This is a genomic window from Qipengyuania soli, assembly GCF_015529805.1.
GTDB classification, from domain to species: domain Bacteria; phylum Pseudomonadota; class Alphaproteobacteria; order Sphingomonadales; family Sphingomonadaceae; genus Qipengyuania; species Qipengyuania soli.
The window spans coordinates 269,255-284,770 of the sequence record NZ_CP064654.1; the positions used below are offsets into that span (position 1 = coordinate 269,255).

Sequence of the window (15,516 nt, forward strand, 5' to 3'; positions counted from 1 at the left end):
GTTCTCCCTCTCTCCTGCGTCAGGCGGTTACCAGCGCAGGCGACACCATGCCAGTGGGCTGCATTCCTATTCTTGCACCACCGACACCCGGCTCGACCGGAAATTGCTTGGCCCGAAGCTGGTGAGGAAGCTGACGTCGGCCGCGTCGCGTCCCACGCCGATCTTCACGATATCTTCCGGCGTGGCCATGCCCGTTGCGTCAACCAGCTGCCAGGTGCCGCCATCCCTGGTGTTCGGGTCTTCGAGGAAGACTTCGGCCACGGCGTGGAAATCGGGCGGGGTAACGCCGGGCGAATAACAGGCGACGTAACGTGCCGGGATGGTGCTGGCGCGGGCGAGAGAAATGAGCACGTGGGCATAGTCGCGGCAGATGCCCTGTCGCTGGACAAAGCTGTCGACCGCGCCGGTGTCCGGGCCGGAGCTTCCGGGGACGTAGGAGAGGTTCTGCGCGATCCAGTCGCGGATCGCGGCGATCCGTGCACCGCCCTGAGTGTCGCCGAACTCGGCCTCGACGAAGGGCTGGAACTGGTCTGCCGGGCAATAGCGGCTGTCGAACAGATACTGCACCGCCTCTCCGGGCATGTCGTGCGGAGCGAGCATTTCCAGCGACGGGAGCGGAGCGATCATCCGCTGCACTTCAGCCCGGGCGCTGTAGCTTACATCGAAGTCGCCTTCCGCCCTGATCCAGATTCGCTCGCCGATATCGTCCTGTGCCGGAACGCGTGCGCAATGTTCCGAAGCGGAGAGCGTGGTTTTGGGGTTGATGATCTTCTGTTCTGGAAGCGAGGCGGCCTCGAACTGCAGCAACACATCGGTCGGCTGGTCGAGCGAAAAGGAAAAGCTGGCTTCGATGAGGAGCGACATATGACCTTGGAACGCAGGAACTGCGCGCTTGTTTCGTCGAATTTCCCGACTTCATCTCCGATCGGGAAAAGCAAGTCGAACCCCGAAACGAGAAAGGGCCCCGTGAGGGGCCCTATCGAAAACTGGTTGAAGATCGACGATCCTAGTCGTCGCTGAAGAACCAACGCCAAATACGGAACATATGTACCTCCTGTTTGATACAGGAGGGTTAATTCCATTAACCATGGTTGTTTGTAAAGTCTAAACCATGTTCGCTTTTCGCGCTTCTTCTCGGTTCTCGTTGAATTCCAGCAACTTAGACAGGGAAATCGGGCGACTGAAAACATAACCCTGAAGCTCGTCACAGCCGATTTCGTTAAGGATTTCCACCTCTTCGGGCGTTTCGACGCCTTCCGCAACGATGGTGATTCGCGCTTCACGGCCCATGGCGACGAGGCTCGAGACGATGGCCCGCGCCTTGGGGTCCTTCAGCATGTTGCTGACGAACAGGCGGTCGATCTTGAGCTCGTCGAAGGGCAGGGCGAAGAAGGTCTCGAAGTTCGCTGCACCCATCCCGAAATCGTCGATCGACACGTTGAGGCCCAATGCCCGGAGTTCGGATAGAATGGCCGCAGCGGTCGAAAGATCGGCGATGCGGGAGGTTTCGGTAACTTCCAGGACAAGGAATCGCGGATCGAAGCGCGTCGCCTGGAGGATGTTGCGGACGATACCGACGATGCGCATGTCGCCAAGCAATGTCGCGGAGATGTTGACCGACATCTTGATCATCGTCCCGCGGAAATGGAGCAGCTGTCCTGCCGAGCACGCCGACTGGAGGACGTAGCGGGTCAGGTGCTCCATGCGCCCGGCCTTCTCGCACTGTTGGACGAAGTGAAGCGGTTCGATGAAGCCGCGAGCAGGGTCGTGCCAGCGGACCAGGGCCTCGACCCCGGCGATCGATCCGCTCGCACGGTCGATCTTAGGCTGGTAGAGGCAATAGATCTCGCCCGCTTCCATCGCGGCATCGATGCGGGCGCGCAGCGAGATGTCCCACAGCATGTCCGAATGCGATGCGCTTTCGGCGATACGGATGGGCTCCAGCGCTTCGTTGGTCTCTTCCACGGCTGCGGTGGCAGCCGGCACCCGATTGATCGGATCGCCTTCGATAGCGACTGCGCCGAACGTGATGCCAACGTCGACCGAGTTGCCGCCGACATTCACCGGTGAGGCGAAGATGGCGCGCAGTCCGGACAGGTGCTCTTGGAGCGCGTCCGCGTTCTCGATAGGGGAATGCCATGCGAGGTAATGGCTGTCACTGAAGATGGCGAGGTTGGGATCTGCAGCACGAAATCGATCGACTAGCTTGAGCAGGTATTTGCTCCGGTCCTCGACCTTCAGCGTCTTCAGGATGTGCTCGTAATTGTGGACCTTGGCCACGACCACGAAGCCACTGCTGGTCCCAAGACGAATCAGACGTGCTTCCAGCGCCTTGAGGGTGGGCAGGCCGGTATCCTGGTTGAAGTGTGCCACGCGGCGCTTCCAGCGGGTCCACAGGCGATAGGATGCGTACACACCCAGCAAGCCGAGTGCATAGGAAGATTCCATGCGGATGCCGATGCGGGCCGCGACGATCAGGCTGGCAAAGAAGGTGACGACCAGCGCCGTATAGCCGATCCACCTGCGCTTGCGCGTCCGACCCAGCAAGATGACAAGTGCAAGCGCGAGGGCACAAAATAGCATTGATGGAACCGGCCCCAGATAACTCAGGCGGTTCGCCTTTAGGGATTCTGCGGCATAGATTTCGACATAGCTGGCCGGCGCATTGCTGCTGTTGGGAATGCGCAGGCTCGATCCGGCATTCTGACGGTCATAGCCGATGACAACGCTCTTGCCTGCCAGATCGATATCATCGCGCAACTTCCCGCCGAGTGTCACGAGATCGCTCATCGGCAGGGAATCGATTTCCTTGCTGCCGAAGCCATAGTCGATCTGGAATCGTGAAGCTGCCGCATTGCGCGCACCGCCGAGTGCCGCGCCCAGCGTGGTCATCTTTTTGCCACCGATGACGATGGCAAAGTCGGACACCCACCTGACGTCGAAGAGGTCGGAGTTCTGCTTGTCCGAAATTACCCGCGTGGCCTGTCGGGCAAGTTCCGGGACCGTCCGCTCGATCTTCTGCTTGCCTTGCGCATCATGGAACAGCTGGTCCACCACGACTACTCGTGGGCCCAGCAGGCCAATGGCCTCGGAAAGAGGTTCGTCGAATGCGGGTGACGACTCTTCTTCGAAGGCGATGTCGATATAGACCTTGCCGACACCGCGCCGGTCGAGTTCGCGCAAGGCGTTGGCCAATCGCACGCGGCGATGACCGAAGACCGGATCATTGATTGGCTCGTCGACGCTGACGAAGACAATGTCGCCCGAAGGTTTGTGACCCGCGATCTTGGACTGGAACAGCCAGATGAACTGGTCGACCGGTTCGAGGAGGAAAACCGCGGTCATCACCAAGGTGATGCCCACAGCCCAGAGGACGTGGCGCAGCCGTTCCTTCACGCGCGCGCCGAAGCGGCCGTCTGACGGGACGGCAGCCCTATCGAGGGCAGAAAGGGCGCTCTTCTGGCTCATTGCGCCCCTTATGGGGCCCTTAAGTTTAAGAAAGTTTTGATGCGGGCTGCGCAAAAGGTCGCAAGCCACCGCAGACTGCGGGTTGCGATGGTTAAATGCGGTTTAGGAAATTAGGCTAAGGAAATTCGGCCCGAACCCTCGGGAACGCTCCCAAGCTACTCACCAAAACCTCGAATTTCCGCCACTTTAGGGCAGGTTTCGCGCGGCTTACGAATAAGGTTAACGGGTAAATCCGGTTGTCGCCCGCGTACAAGAATCAGGCCGGAACGCCAAAAAGATCGTGTGCGTCGCTTTCTTCGATCGAAACTGGCACGATATCGCCCTGCGAAAGCGAAGCCGGGACGTTGCGCAGATACACCGCGCCGTCGATCTCGGGAGCATCGGCCTGACTGCGACCGGTCGCACCGATGTCGCCATCTTCGTCGGGTTCGCCGATCTCGTCGATGATCACCGGAATGACCTTGCCGACCTTGGCGGCGAGCTTGGCGGCGCTGATCCGCTCGGTCACTTCCATGACGCGGGCGTAGCGCTCTTCCTTCACCGCTTCGGGGACCGGGTCGGGCAGGGCATTGGCCTGGGCACCCTCGACCGGCTCGAAACGGAAGGCACCGACGCGGTCCAGCTGGGCCTCTTCCAGCCAGTCGAGAAGATACTGGAAATCATTCTCGGTCTCGCCCGGGAAACCGACCACGAAGCTCGAGCGGATGGCGATGTCAGGGCAGATTTCGCGCCAGCTCTTGAGCCGTTCGAGCACCTTGGCCTCGTTGGCCGGGCGCTTCATGGCGCGCAACACGGACGGGCTGGCATGCTGGAAGGGGATGTCGAGATACGGCGTCAGCAGCCCCTCGGCCATCAGCGGGATCACCGCGTCGACATGGGGGTAGGGATAGACGTAGTGCAGCCGCGCCCAGGGCGGAGTACCCTCGGGCGTGCGCAACTGGCCCAGTTCGCGGGCTAGATCGGTCATGTGCGCGCGGACGGGACGGTCCTTCCACATCCGCTCCTCGTGCCGGGTATCGACGCCGTAGGCCGAGGTATCCTGGCTGATGACGAGCAGTTCCCTGGTCCCAGCGGCCACCAGCTTTTCCGCTTCGCGCAGCACGGCATCGACGCGACGGCTGGCGAGCTTTCCGCGAAGCTGCGGGATGATGCAGAAGGCGCATGAGTGATTGCAGCCCTCGGAAATCTTCAGGTAGCTGTAGTGGCGCGGGGTGAGCTTGACGTCGGGCTGCGGGATCAGGTCCACGAACGGTCCCTGCGATGGCGGGGCGACTTCATGGACTGCCTCGACCACGTCCTCGTACTGGTGGGCGCCGGTGACGGCGAGCACTTGGGGGAAGCGGGCGCGGATGACATCCGCCTCTTCGCCCATGCAACCGGTGACGATGACGCGGCCGTTCTCGGCAATCGCCTCACCGATCGCTTCCAGGCTTTCTTCCTTGGCACTGTCGAGGAAGCCGCAGGTGTTGACCAGCACCACGTCGGCACCGGCGTAGTCGGGGCTCATGGCATAGCCGTCCGCACGCAGGCGTGTGAGGATGCGTTCGGAATCCACCAGCGCCTTGGGGCAGCCGAGGGAAACCATCCCGACCTTCTTCTGGTCGGGGATCGAGGCGGGGGAAGTGGTCATGCGATTATCCGGATTTCGCGCGGCCCCCTACACGCGATTGACGCTTTGCGCTACCGCGAAGCGATGCGCATCGTCCTGACCAAGGGGAGCACGTCCGATAACGTCGCCATCGAGCGCGACGACGGGTCACGTGCAGGCTTCGACTTTCCCAAGAAAGGCCCGGTTCCACACGACGCGTTCCATTTCTTCGTCGAACACGAACTGGGCATGGCGCACGGCTTCTGGGGCCTCGTTGCGTCGGGCATGGACCCCGAAGCGGTCGGCGCCATGGCAGCCGAAGCGGGCCATGCCAGCGCCAAGCGGGCCCAGGTGCCGCACGACCACATTGTGGAACTGCTTCAGGCCGAACGCCTCGTCGAGTGCTTCGAGGCGGAGAGTTGGAGTGGCGGCAGCGACGACGAGGGGATCATGGCAATGGCCGAGCCGGGTTGGGCAGCTTCGCACGTCCCGGTACCCGACGGCGTCCGTGACCGACTTGGCGCGATCCGCGAAGGCATCCGCGGCTTCTCCGAGCAATGGGACTTGGCGAAACCCGGCGATTCGCTATCCTTGGAGTGGATGCAACCAGGGGAGAGGTAGCATGCTGTCAGTCAATTGGATTGCCGTCGTCGTGGCGGCTCTGGCCGGCTTCGTGGTCGGCGGGATCTGGTACGGCCCGGTCATGGGCAAGAAGTGGATGGGCGCCGTCGGCCTTACCGAAGAGCAGATCAAGCAGGGCAACATGGGAGCGATCTATGGCGGGGCCTTCGCCTTCTCGCTGCTCGCCAGCTGGACGCTGGCACATACTTTTGCGACCTATGCGCAGGATCTGTCGGTGGGGGTGAAGATCCTCACTGCCTTCGGCGTAGCGCTGGGCTTCATCGTGCCGGCCATCGGCACCAACTACTTGTTTTCGCAGAAGTCGCGGACGCTGTTCTTCATCGACGCAGCCTACTGGTTGCTGTTCTATACGGCGATGGGCGTGGTGCACGCCTACCTGACCTGAGCGCGCGCCTTGGGTGATGTGAACATCTTCGCCGTCGCGATGGCATCAATCGCCTTCTTTGCGGTCGGTGCGATCTGGTACGGCGTGCTGTTCGGCAAGGCATGGCAGCGCGAAACCGGCATCACGGAAGCGCCGCACGGGGCCCAGGTCGGCAAGATCATGGTGCTGACGCTGGCCTTCGAAATGCTGGTCGTGCTGATGCTCGAACACACGATTGCCCGGACGGGCGCGTCAGACCGGGCGATCATGATGATCGCCATAGGTTTCGGACTGTCGATCATGACGCCTGCCATCGGGATCAACTACCTCCACCAGAGGAAGTCGCTGACGCTGTTCCTTATCGACGCCGGCCATTTCGTGGTCGGCATGGCCTTGGCAGGCGCGGTGTTGCTCTCCTTGCGCTGAGCCCTAGCCGACATCGAGGCGGTCATTGTGGAAGTGGCCGTCACCCTTGGCGGCGCCGTTCTCCGTCGGGACGATCTCGACGATGATGTCGCCCGCCTGCAGATTCTGGCACGCATCCTCCCAGAAGCCGAGCGCCTTGCCATCGCGATAGACCCTCAGGCCCCGTCCGCCGGAGGACAGCTGCGAAATCGAACAGCCGCACTCTTCGGGCAGGACCTTGCGCTCGATCAGCTGGACCCGTCCAGAAACCGACGCGAGGTCGGCGAGGTAGTCCGCAATGTGCTCGCCCTTCGCGCTTCCCGCCAGCAGCAGGCCGGTAAAGCGCACCGGATTGATGACATTGTTTGCCCCTGCCTGGCGGGCGAGCGATTCGTTGTCGTCGGCACGCACGACGGTGCTGATGGGCACATCGGGGGCGAGTGAGCGGGCGGTCAGTGTGATCAGGATGGTAGTGTCGTCGCGGCCCGCCGAGATGAGAACGTTCGACGCTTCGGAAATGCGCACCGCCTTCAGCGTCTCGTCCCGCGTCGCGTCTGCAGCCATGACGTTGCAACCAAGCGCCTCTGCCTCGGCCAGTCGTTCCTCGCTCGGGTCGATGACGACGATACGGTTGGGATCGGTGCCACGTTCGATGAGTTCGGCAACCGCTTCCGAGCCCGAAATGCCGAAGCCCAGCACGACGATATGGTCGCGCAACTGTTCCTGGATGCGGGCCATGCGCCACTGCTCCCATGTGCGTTTGATGATGAAGTTATAGGCCGTGCCGACGAAGATGAAGAGCACGGCGAAGCGGACGGGCGTCACGATAACCGCCTCGACCAGCCGCGCGCGGTCGGAAATGGGCGCGATGTCGCCGAACCCTGTCGTGGTGATCGAGATCATGGTGAAATAGACGACGTCGAGGAAGCTGACCTCGCCGTCGAGATTGTCGACCAGCCCCTCGCGGTCCCACCAGTGGATCATGATCACCGCGAAGATGAGCAGCAGCGCAAGGCCTAGCCTGATGCCGAGATCGCCCCAAACCGGAATGCGAACAGCCCGGCGAAGCGGCTGGAATCGCGGCCCTCGCGGGTTGCGCGGCGATGCGGTCTGCTTGACCGAAAGTTTCCTGCTCTCTCCGCTCATCCGGCGCCTCTTTCGACAGAAACTGCCGCAGGGTCAACGCCCTTGGGCGAATGGCGCTAGGGCTCGTAGCGGTCCGCTAGCGCGCCGAGCGAGGCGTGGTGGGTGAGATCGAGCTGGAGCGGGGTCACCGAGATGTAGCCTTCATCGATGGCTTCGAGGTCGGTGCCATGGTCAAGAGTGTGCTCGATGGAATCGAGCCCGAACCAGTAATACTTGAAGCCGCGCGGATCGCGGCCTTCGACCACGGTGCCGCGCGAATAGTCGTGGAAGCCCTGCCGCACGGCGCGAATGCCCTTCACCTCCGACGCGGGAAGCGGCGGGAAGTTCACGTTGACGAGTGTGCGCTTGGGAAGCGGCGTGGTGAGTAGCGGAGCCAGAACCTTCGCGCCCCACTCGATGGCCGCGCCGAAAGGCACGTCCTCGCCCATGCCCTCGCGGGCATAGACCTGGCTCAGTGCAATCGAGCGAACCCCTGCCAGCGCGCCTTCGATCGCGGCGGAGACGGTGCCCGAATAGGTGATGTCGTCGGCGAGGTTCGCGCCGCGATTGACGCCGGACAGGATCAGGTCGGGCGGTCCGGGGACGACCTTACGCAGACCCATGGTCACCGCATCGGTCGGTGTGCCGGTGACCGAAAAGCGCCGCTCGTCATGCTGGCGCAACCGGACAGGTTTGGTCAGCGTGAGGGCGTGGCCCATGCCCGACTGTTCCTCGTCCGGGGCGCAGATCCAGATGTCGTCGCTGAACTGGCGCGCGATGCCCTCCAGGACCGTAAGGCCGGAAGCGCGGATGCCGTCGTCATTGGTGAGGAGGATGCGCATCAGGCCTTGGGCTCCAGTGTGGTGACGCCGCCCATGTAGGGGGCGAGTACGTCGGGTACGCTGACGCTGCCGTCGGCCTGCTGATAGTTCTCCATCACCGCGACCAGCGTGCGTCCCACAGCGAGACCCGAGCCGTTAAGCGTATGGACGAAGGCGGTCTTCTTCTCGCCTTCGGGGCGGTAGCGCGCGTTCATTCGGCGCGCCTGGAAATCGCCCGTGTTCGAACACGAAGAGATCTCGCGCCATGCGCCCTGTCCGGGCAGCCACACTTCGAGGTCGTAGGTCTTGCGCGCGCCGAAGCCCATGTCGCCGGTGCACAGCAGTACGCGGCGATAGGGCAGGTCGAGCGCTTCGAGGATGCTCTCGGCGCATTTGGTCATGCGTTCGTGTTCGGCCTCGCTGTCTTCCGGACGGCATACGCTGACCAGCTCAACCTTCTCGAACTGGTGCTGACGGATGAAGCCCCGCGTATCGCGTCCCGCCGCGCCCGCTTCGGAGCGGAAGCACAGCGTGTGCGCGGTCATGCGGATCGGTTCGGCAAGGTCCGGAAGGATTTCGCCCGCGACCGAAGCGGTGAGGGGGACTTCCGAAGTCGGGATCAGCCAGCGGCGAGTTTCGCACTCAATCGCATCAAAGAATGGTTGATAAAAGGCTGTGTCCGTCTGGGTCAGGTCGATGCTCTCGGTGCCGTGAGCCGATGCCCAAGCTTGGAGACTGCTCATGAAAGCTTGGGGACTCAGAGATTTAACCGACGTTTTGAAGCTATCTTCCGCAAACTTGGGCAGTTTGTCGGTGCCGTACATCGCGTCGTCATTGACCAGTACTGGCGGGTTGCATTCGGTGTAGCCATTCTCGCGCGTCTGCTTGTCGAGCATGAACTGGGCGAGCGCGCGATGAAGGCGCGCCATGTCGCCGCGCAGGAAAGTGAAGCGTGCGCCCGACAGCTTGGCACCGGTTTCGAATTCCATGCCCAGCGCCGGGCCGAGGTCGGCGTGTTCCTTCGGCTCGAAGTTGAACTCGCGCTTCGTGCCCCACTGATGGACTTCGGCATTGTCGCTCTCGTCCGCGCCATCGGGCACGTCTGCTGCCGGCAGATTGGGCAGGATGGCGAGAAGCGCGTCGAGTTCCTTGCTTGAGGTGCGCTCGGCCTCTTCCCATTCGGGCATGGCCGCCTTGATCTCGGCCACTTCTGCCTTCAGCGCCTCGGCCTTGTCCTTGTCGCCCTGGCCCATCGCCTGACCGATCGCCTTGGACGCGTCGTTGCGACGGCCCTGCGCCTGTTGGACCTTGGTTGCAGCTTCCCTCCTCGCAGAGTCGAGCTCGAGGATTTTCGCGGCCACGGGCTCGGCCCCACGGCGTGCGAGGGCAGCGTCGAAGGCTTCGGGATTCGTGCGGATAAAGGCGATGTCGTGCATGGCGGCGCGCTATGCCCTGCCGTCACGCGAATGGCCAGAGGGTAGCAGATGCGAAGAGGGCCGGGTCGAAGCCCGGCCCTCGCATATCAAGCCCTGGGGAGAGATCAGAACTTGAACTGGCCCGTGACGTAAAACCGGCGGGGATCGCCGTAGAAGCCGGTAAGGTTCCCTTCGAGGCCGAGACGCGTAGCAGTCACGAAGTCGTACCCTGCGACGATGTAGCGCTGGTCGAAGAGGTTCTTGCCGTGAACGCCGATCGACCAGCGGTCGCTGTCGTCGGTGTAGACGATGCTGGCATCGACCAGTTCGAAGCCATCCTGGTCGAGTGGGCCGGGCACTTCGAACTGGCTCGAATCCGAGCGCATGGAGACCGATCCAATGAAGTCGACAATCCCGTTGGCGACGGGCAGGCCGAGGTCGAAACCGGCGTTCACGGTAATGTCCGGAGTGTTCTGGAACACCCGCTGGTCAGCGACATCATTACCGAAGGCATCGATGAAGGTGTTGTACTTGGCATCGAGGTAGCCGAGGGCCCAGTTGAAGGCGAAGCGGCTCCCTGGACCCGCGAAATCCTTGCCTACCAAAGCACGGCCCTCGAACTCGAAGCCGTTGACGTCGGCATCGCCCGCGTTCGAGGTGATGCCGATGAAGCTGTCGTTGACGCCGTCATTGTTGGTGTCGAAGCCCACCGAGCCGGGAATCTGGACATCAGTGTAGTCGCCCTTGAAGGCGGCCATGCTGATGTAGAGTCGGTTGTCGAGCAACGACGCCTTCCAACCGAGTTCGAAGCTGTCGACCTTTTCGGGGGCGAAGCTCAGGAATTCGTACCGGTCCGCATAATCGCGATCGCCATCGCCATCGAGATCTGGAGCCGCAGTCGACTGGCCGCGCGGGTCGAAACCGCCGCCCTTGAAGCCCTTGGAATAGGTGAAATAGAGCGTGTTGTTGTCGTCCGGCTTGAAGGCCAGCGATGCGCGCGGGGTAAATTCCTTGAACGTCGCACTGCCTTCAAAGTCGCTGGTGACGGCAATCGGAATCGCGGTCGATGGCGGGAACAGGTCGGAAAAGCCGCCGATGAAGGTGGTGCGCAGAATGCGGCTGCTACGCTTGTCCCAGGTGTAGCGACCACCGAGCGAGAGGCTCAACTGGTCGGTTAGATCGTAGGTGAAATCGCCGAAGATCGACCAGGTCTTGGTGTCGACATCGCCGAGCGTCTGGGCATTCAGGCCGGGAAGCCCCACCGCGGGCAATGCGCCGGTGGTGAACAGCGCCACGTCGAAGGCAGTGAAGGCATTGGCGTCGAGGTAATATGCGCCGAGTACGCCCGACAACCTGTCACCTTCGACAAGAAGCTGGAGTTCCTCGCTGAACTGCTTGTTACGGTAGATCGCCGGAACGTCGAGGTCCGCAGCCGGAAGGCTGTCGAAGTCGATCGGCGTCGTGGACTTGTCCTTGCGATATCCCGTGATGGATTTGAGCGTCAGCGTGTCGCTCAGATCATAGGCGACGGTCAGGCCCCCGCCATAGGCCTCGACTTCCTGTTCGACGACATTGAGTCCGGCGCGTGTGTCGTAGACATTGTCGAGGACGGGAGCGCCGGTGAAGGCACCACGCAGCAGGCGGTGGCCCTGTCGGGGGTCGGAGTTGTCCTTCACATAATCGCCCGACAGGCGGATGAAGAGCGGGCCATTGTCGAACTCGATCGTGCCGCGACCTGCCCAGACGTCCTTGTTGTAGTTCTCGACTCCGGGTTGGGTGAGGTTGTCGCCGAACCCTCCGCGCGAAAGGCGTGCCACCGACGCGCCAATCTTGAAGCTGTCGCTGACGGGTGTCGAGGCCGTCAGGATGAGATCGGCCTGATTGTAGGAACCGTAGGTTGCCTTGACCTTGACCTGGGTCTCGTCGGGCAGGGCGGCGGTGACGTATTTGATCGCACCCCCGATAGTGTTGCGGCCGTAAAGTGTACCCTGCGGGCCGCGCAGCACCTCGATGCGTTCAACATCGTACACGTCGAGCACGGCTGCCTGGGGACGGTTGAGATAAACGTCATCGACATAGAGACCCACGCCGGCTTCGAACCCTGCGACAGGGTCCTGCTGTCCGACGCCGCGAATGAAGGCGGTAAGGGTCGTATTGGTGCCACGGCTGACTTCGAGTGTCAGGTTGGGCACCTCCTGGCCGATCTGGGTCAGGTCGGTCGTGCCCTTGAGCTCCATATCCTCGCCCGAAAGCGCAGTGACCGACAGGGGCACATCGATGATGCTTTCCTCACGCCGGCGCGCGGTCACGACAATTACGTTCCCCGCGTCGTCCTCGCTCGCGGTGGTCGCAGCTGCGCCGTCGACGTCTTGCGCGCTGGCCGGGGTCGAGGTGAAAGCGGCAGTGGCGGCGCCCGCGAGAAGGCAGGCGATGAGGTTTCGTTGCGTAAGCATGATTCGGAATTCTCCCTCCCGGATTGTCTTATCCGCCAGCCAATAATGAAACCTGAACCACCTTTCAAGTTCATCTTGCGAGGATCCAAGTTCCGGCTTACGAACGCTCCGGTAACGGGGGATGTCGATGGCGGCTGAAACGAGCATTGCGGACAAGGCCCCGCGCACCGAGCGCGGTCGCAAGACCTTGCGCAAGCTGCTGGATGCTGCGGCCCGCGAATTTGCCGATCACGGCTTTCACGAAGCCTCGATCAGCGGGATCACGCGGCGGGCAGGCGTCGCACTGGGAAGCTTCTACACCTATTACGACAGCAAGGATGCGATCTTCCGCGCGCTGGTGAAGGACATGAGCGAGGCGGTTGGTGCCGCGGCGCGAAACGCGCTGGTGCCTGGCATGGACGCACTGGAAGTGGAGCGAGCGGCCCTGGAGGCATTCCTGCGCTTCGCTGCCGAAAACAAGGCGCTTTACCGGATCATCGACGAGGCAGAATTCGTCGATGCCGAAAGCTATCGCGCTCACTATGAGACCATCGGCTCGCGCATCGAGGATCGCCTTCGGGCTGGCGGCAAGGGTGGCGAACTGCGCGAGGGCCTCGGAACACCCGAGGCTTGGGCGCTGATGGGCATGAATGTCTTCCTCGGCCTTCGTTATGCGATCTGGGCGCGCGAGGGCGATCCGGACGCGGCCGAGGTTGCTGCAGCAGCAAATCGCCTTTTGCAGTCGGGAATAGCCCCAATCGCCTGAGCCTTTCCCGGAACCCCGGCAGCCCGAAACGGTTTGATCTCCAAAGGAGACTTTCAAATGTTCGGCAAGATTATCGGAGCATTCGTCGGCGACAAACTCGCCAAGCAGACCAGCGCAGTCGGTGGAGCCGGCGGCGCAGCACTTGGCGTCGTCGCGGCAACCGTCCTGCGCCGTATGAGCCTTCCCGCGATGATCGCACTGGGGGCTGGCGGCTATGTCGCCAAGAAGCTCATTGAGAAGAACGAGCGCGAGAAGGCGGCCAAGTCCGCGACCACGACCGCAGACCCGGACATTTCGCCGCGCCAAGCCGCATGAGCCGATAGTTCGCGAGGTCCCATCCACCCGCCTCGGCGGGTCGGATGGTGGGCGCGACAGGGATTGAACCTGTGACCCCACCCGTGTGAAGGGTGTGCTCTACCGCTGAGCTACGCGCCCGCCCATTCGATGCTTCGATAGCCGTGCCATCGGGGCAGGGGCGGGCCTTTACGCGGCGAATCGCGCCAAGGCAAGCGCCTGCCTAGTCGAGTAGTGCTGCCGCAAACCTGGCGAGCCAATTGACCTCCAGCTTGGCGGAAGTCCTCGCCTGCGAGACGGGTTCGCACTCGAGGCAATAGGCCTGCATCCCCTGCACCTTGAGAAGGCGATCGAGATCGCCCTGCATTCTCGAAACGAGAGCATTCTCCCGCCGTGCGAAAAGCGCGACAACATCCTGTCGGCTGCCCGTGCCCGCATCGTCGATGAGCCAACGCCGCAAGAGGCTGTCGTAGTTCGGAAGCGCGCTGCCGAGGTATTCGGCGTGCCAGGTGCTGCCCAGTTTGGCCTGTTTCGCGACCCACTCCAACGCATCGTCGATGCCGCCATATTGGTCCACGAGGTTGATCTGGCGGGCTGTACCGCCATCCCAGACACGGCCCTGCCCGATCCGGTCGACCTGGTCGCGGGTCAGTTTCCGCGACCTGCCAACCCGCTCGAGGAAATCCTCGTAGCCGTTTTCGATAGTGGCCTGCAGCAGGGCGTCCACTTCAGGGGTCAATCCACCCACGATGTCAGGCTGGCCGGAGAGCGGAGTGGTGCGCACCCCATCTGAATTTACGCCCAGGCTGGCAGCAGTTTCCTCGAAAGTTGGAATGACCGCAAAGATACCGATCGAGCCGGTGATGGTCTCCGGCTCGGCGAAAATGCGGTCTGCCGGGGTCGACACCCAATAGCCGCCGCTTGCAGCGAGATTGGCCATTGAAACCGCCACCGGGATGCCCTTGGCCTTGTGGCGCAGGATGGCATTGCGGATCTGTTCGGATGCCAGGACCGAACCACCCGGTGAATCCACGCGTACGACGAGGCCCGCTAGATCCTGCGACAGCGCATCGTCGAGCAATTCGGCAATGCGTTCGCCACCTGCCGTGCCGGGACCGGCGTCTCCATCGACGATCTCACCTGCGATGGTCACGACCCCGATTGGCTTGCCCTTGGCAGGGGCTGGATTGTCTTCGATCCAGGCGTCGAGCGGGGTGGCCGGATAGGCACCCGGCAGATCGCTCCAGTCGTCTTCACCGACCAGTTCGACCACGCGCTTCTCGAAATCGGCGCGCGTGCCAAGTTTGTCGACGAGGCCGGCCTGCAGCGCTGCTGTGGCAAGATCGCCCTTGGCCGCTGCAACCCACCCGACGGGATCGGTGGTGACCTTCGCTATATTGGCTGCCGGCCGCGCCTTCTTGATCGCCGCCTGATACTCTTCCCACAGCGCCCCATAAAGTGCGCTGTAGTTCTCGCGCGCCGCATCCGACATGTCCGAGCGGGTGTAGGGCTCGACCGCGCTCTTGTATTCGCCGACCTTGTAGACACGCGCCTTGACCTTCAACTTCTCGAGAAGGCCGGCGTAGTACTGCCGCTGGCCTCCAGGCCCGGCGATGACCGCACCGCCAAGCGGGTCGACCCAGATTTCCGACGCATGCGCCGCCAGCAGCATGGCATCGTCGGCATAGGCTGTAGCGAAGGCGAGGACAGGCTTGTCCGCTGCACGTACCCGGTCGAGCGCCTCGCCGATTTCTTGCAGGTGTACCTGGCCCCCTCCAAGGAAGCGGTCGAGATCGAGCACGACAGCAGAAATGCGTTCGTCCTTCGCAGCGGCGTCGAGCGCCCGCACCAGGTCGCGAGCCTGGTATTCGGCGGTCGGGGCTTGCGATGCCAGCAGGGCAGCGATCGGATCGATTTCTGCCCGTTCCTCCACAACGAGGCCGTCGAGTTCAAGCAATAGCGCGCCGTCACGAACCGCTGCCGGGCTGGGGCGTGCGGCAAGAATCGCGAACAGCAACCCGAAGAACAGCAGCATGAAGACGAGGACCAGCGCGTCCTTGATGCCGACCAGCAAACGCCAGACACGACCCGCAAAATGCATCGAGAATTTCTCCTGTTGCGCCCTAGCTAGGGAAGGCGAAGAAACTTCGCCACCGGAAAGCGCTTGAGAGACCAATCAGGCTCGACTAAGGGCGT

The 15,516-nt window shown here is 62.5% G+C and carries 13 protein-coding genes and 1 tRNA gene; 5 read left to right on the forward strand and 9 right to left on the reverse strand.

The annotated features are described in order from the left end of the window. Positions 1 to 66 precede the first annotated feature (66 nt). The 3 genes from IRL76_RS01330 to rimO all read right to left on the reverse strand — a co-directional run bounded on the left by IRL76_RS01330 (position 67) and on the right by rimO (position 5,098). Positions 67 to 864, reverse strand: coding sequence for a transglutaminase-like domain-containing protein (locus tag IRL76_RS01330; protein WP_200982453.1), 798 nt, complete (start codon positions 862 to 864; stop codon positions 67 to 69). 240 nt (positions 865 to 1,104) lie between these two features. Further along, positions 1,105 to 3,468: an EAL domain-containing protein gene (locus IRL76_RS01335; RefSeq protein ID WP_200982455.1), complete on the reverse strand. Its 2,364-nt coding sequence runs from the start codon at positions 3,466 to 3,468 to the stop codon at positions 1,105 to 1,107. A gap of 256 nt (positions 3,469 to 3,724) precedes the next feature. Continuing rightward, positions 3,725 to 5,098 carry a 30S ribosomal protein S12 methylthiotransferase RimO gene (gene rimO, locus IRL76_RS01340; RefSeq protein ID WP_200982457.1) on the reverse strand — a complete coding sequence of 458 codons (1,374 nt, stop codon included), beginning with the start codon at positions 5,096 to 5,098 and terminating at the stop codon, positions 3,725 to 3,727. Positions 5,099 to 5,143: 45 nt separating this feature from the next. On the opposite strand from rimO, the gene IRL76_RS01345 reads away from it, so the two are divergent. Genes IRL76_RS01345 through IRL76_RS01355 form a run of 3 tightly spaced genes read left to right on the forward strand, consistent with a single transcriptional unit; the run spans position 5,144 to position 6,488 of the window. Further along, on the forward strand, positions 5,144 to 5,677 hold the full coding sequence (locus IRL76_RS01345; protein WP_216629301.1) for a hypothetical protein: 534 nt from the start codon (positions 5,144 to 5,146) through the stop codon (positions 5,675 to 5,677). Between the two features lies 1 nt (position 5,678). After that, positions 5,679 to 6,083 carry a DUF1761 domain-containing protein gene (locus tag IRL76_RS01350; protein WP_200982461.1) on the forward strand — a complete coding sequence of 135 codons (405 nt, stop codon included), beginning with the start codon at positions 5,679 to 5,681 and terminating at the stop codon, positions 6,081 to 6,083. Positions 6,084 to 6,101: 18 nt separating this feature from the next. After that, positions 6,102 to 6,488 carry a DUF1761 domain-containing protein gene (locus IRL76_RS01355; RefSeq protein WP_246449901.1) on the forward strand — a complete coding sequence of 129 codons (387 nt, stop codon included), beginning with the start codon at positions 6,102 to 6,104 and terminating at the stop codon, positions 6,486 to 6,488. Positions 6,489 to 6,491: 3 nt separating this feature from the next. On the opposite strand, the gene IRL76_RS01360 is transcribed toward IRL76_RS01355, so the two are convergent. The 4 genes from IRL76_RS01360 to IRL76_RS01375 all read right to left on the reverse strand — a co-directional run bounded on the left by IRL76_RS01360 (position 6,492) and on the right by IRL76_RS01375 (position 12,281). Continuing rightward, positions 6,492 to 7,613, reverse strand: coding sequence for a potassium channel family protein (locus tag IRL76_RS01360; RefSeq protein ID WP_200982463.1), 1,122 nt, complete (start codon positions 7,611 to 7,613; stop codon positions 6,492 to 6,494). Positions 7,614 to 7,669: 56 nt separating this feature from the next. Further along, complete coding sequence (gene surE / locus IRL76_RS01365; RefSeq protein ID WP_200982465.1) at positions 7,670 to 8,434, reverse strand: 5'/3'-nucleotidase SurE; 765 nt, start codon at positions 8,432 to 8,434, stop codon at positions 7,670 to 7,672. Continuing rightward, positions 8,434 to 9,849 (reverse strand): serine--tRNA ligase, encoded by a 1,416-nt coding sequence (gene serS / locus IRL76_RS01370; RefSeq protein WP_200982467.1) that lies wholly within the window; start codon positions 9,847 to 9,849, stop codon positions 8,434 to 8,436. The genes surE and serS overlap by 1 nt, the downstream gene beginning before the upstream one ends. 104 nt (positions 9,850 to 9,953) lie before the next feature. Beyond that, positions 9,954 to 12,281 (reverse strand): TonB-dependent receptor, encoded by a 2,328-nt coding sequence (locus tag IRL76_RS01375; protein ID WP_200982469.1) that lies wholly within the window; start codon positions 12,279 to 12,281, stop codon positions 9,954 to 9,956. Between the two features lie 127 nt (positions 12,282 to 12,408). Between IRL76_RS01375 and IRL76_RS01380 the strand changes: the two genes are divergently transcribed. After that, entirely contained in the window at positions 12,409 to 13,026 is a 618-nt protein-coding gene (locus IRL76_RS01380) for a TetR/AcrR family transcriptional regulator (RefSeq protein ID WP_425504502.1), read from the forward strand. A 57-nt stretch (positions 13,027 to 13,083) separates the two neighbouring features. Beyond that, positions 13,084 to 13,341: a hypothetical protein gene (locus tag IRL76_RS01385; protein WP_200982473.1), complete on the forward strand. Its 258-nt coding sequence runs from the start codon at positions 13,084 to 13,086 to the stop codon at positions 13,339 to 13,341. Positions 13,342 to 13,386: 45 nt separating this feature from the next. On the opposite strand, the gene IRL76_RS01390 is transcribed toward IRL76_RS01385, so the two are convergent. Together IRL76_RS01390 and sppA are read right to left on the reverse strand one after the other, a co-directional pair. Further along, positions 13,387 to 13,461: transfer RNA gene (locus tag IRL76_RS01390), tRNA-Val, on the reverse strand. An 82-nt stretch (positions 13,462 to 13,543) separates the two neighbouring features. Continuing rightward, a complete protein-coding gene (sppA, locus tag IRL76_RS01395) occupies positions 13,544 to 15,421 on the reverse strand; it encodes a signal peptide peptidase SppA (protein WP_200982475.1) in 1,878 nt (625 codons plus the stop codon). Positions 15,422 to 15,516 lie beyond the last annotated feature (95 nt).

Bases quoted from the DNA above. Each gene is read 5' to 3' on its own strand.
- IRL76_RS01330 (WP_200982453.1), bottom strand. From the start codon at position 864: ATGTCGCTCCTCATCGAAGCCAGCTTTTCCTTTTCGCTCGACCAGCCG.
- IRL76_RS01335 (WP_200982455.1), bottom strand. From the start codon at position 3,468: ATGAGCCAGAAGAGCGCCCTTTCTGCCCTCGATAGGGCTGCCGTCCCG.
- rimO (WP_200982457.1), bottom strand. From the start codon at position 5,098: ATGACCACTTCCCCCGCCTCGATCCCCGACCAGAAGAAGGTCGGGATG.
- IRL76_RS01350 (WP_200982461.1), top strand. From the start codon at position 5,679: ATGCTGTCAGTCAATTGGATTGCCGTCGTCGTGGCGGCTCTGGCCGGC.
- IRL76_RS01360 (WP_200982463.1), bottom strand. From the start codon at position 7,613: ATGAGCGGAGAGAGCAGGAAACTTTCGGTCAAGCAGACCGCATCGCCG.
- surE (WP_200982465.1), bottom strand. From the start codon at position 8,434: ATGCGCATCCTCCTCACCAATGACGACGGCATCCGCGCTTCCGGCCTT.
- serS (WP_200982467.1), bottom strand. From the start codon at position 9,849: ATGCACGACATCGCCTTTATCCGCACGAATCCCGAAGCCTTCGACGCT.
- IRL76_RS01375 (WP_200982469.1), bottom strand. From the start codon at position 12,281: ATGCTTACGCAACGAAACCTCATCGCCTGCCTTCTCGCGGGCGCCGCC.
- IRL76_RS01380 (WP_425504502.1), top strand. From the start codon at position 12,409: ATGGCGGCTGAAACGAGCATTGCGGACAAGGCCCCGCGCACCGAGCGC.
- IRL76_RS01385 (WP_200982473.1), top strand. From the start codon at position 13,084: ATGTTCGGCAAGATTATCGGAGCATTCGTCGGCGACAAACTCGCCAAG.
- sppA (WP_200982475.1), bottom strand. From the start codon at position 15,421: ATGCATTTTGCGGGTCGTGTCTGGCGTTTGCTGGTCGGCATCAAGGAC.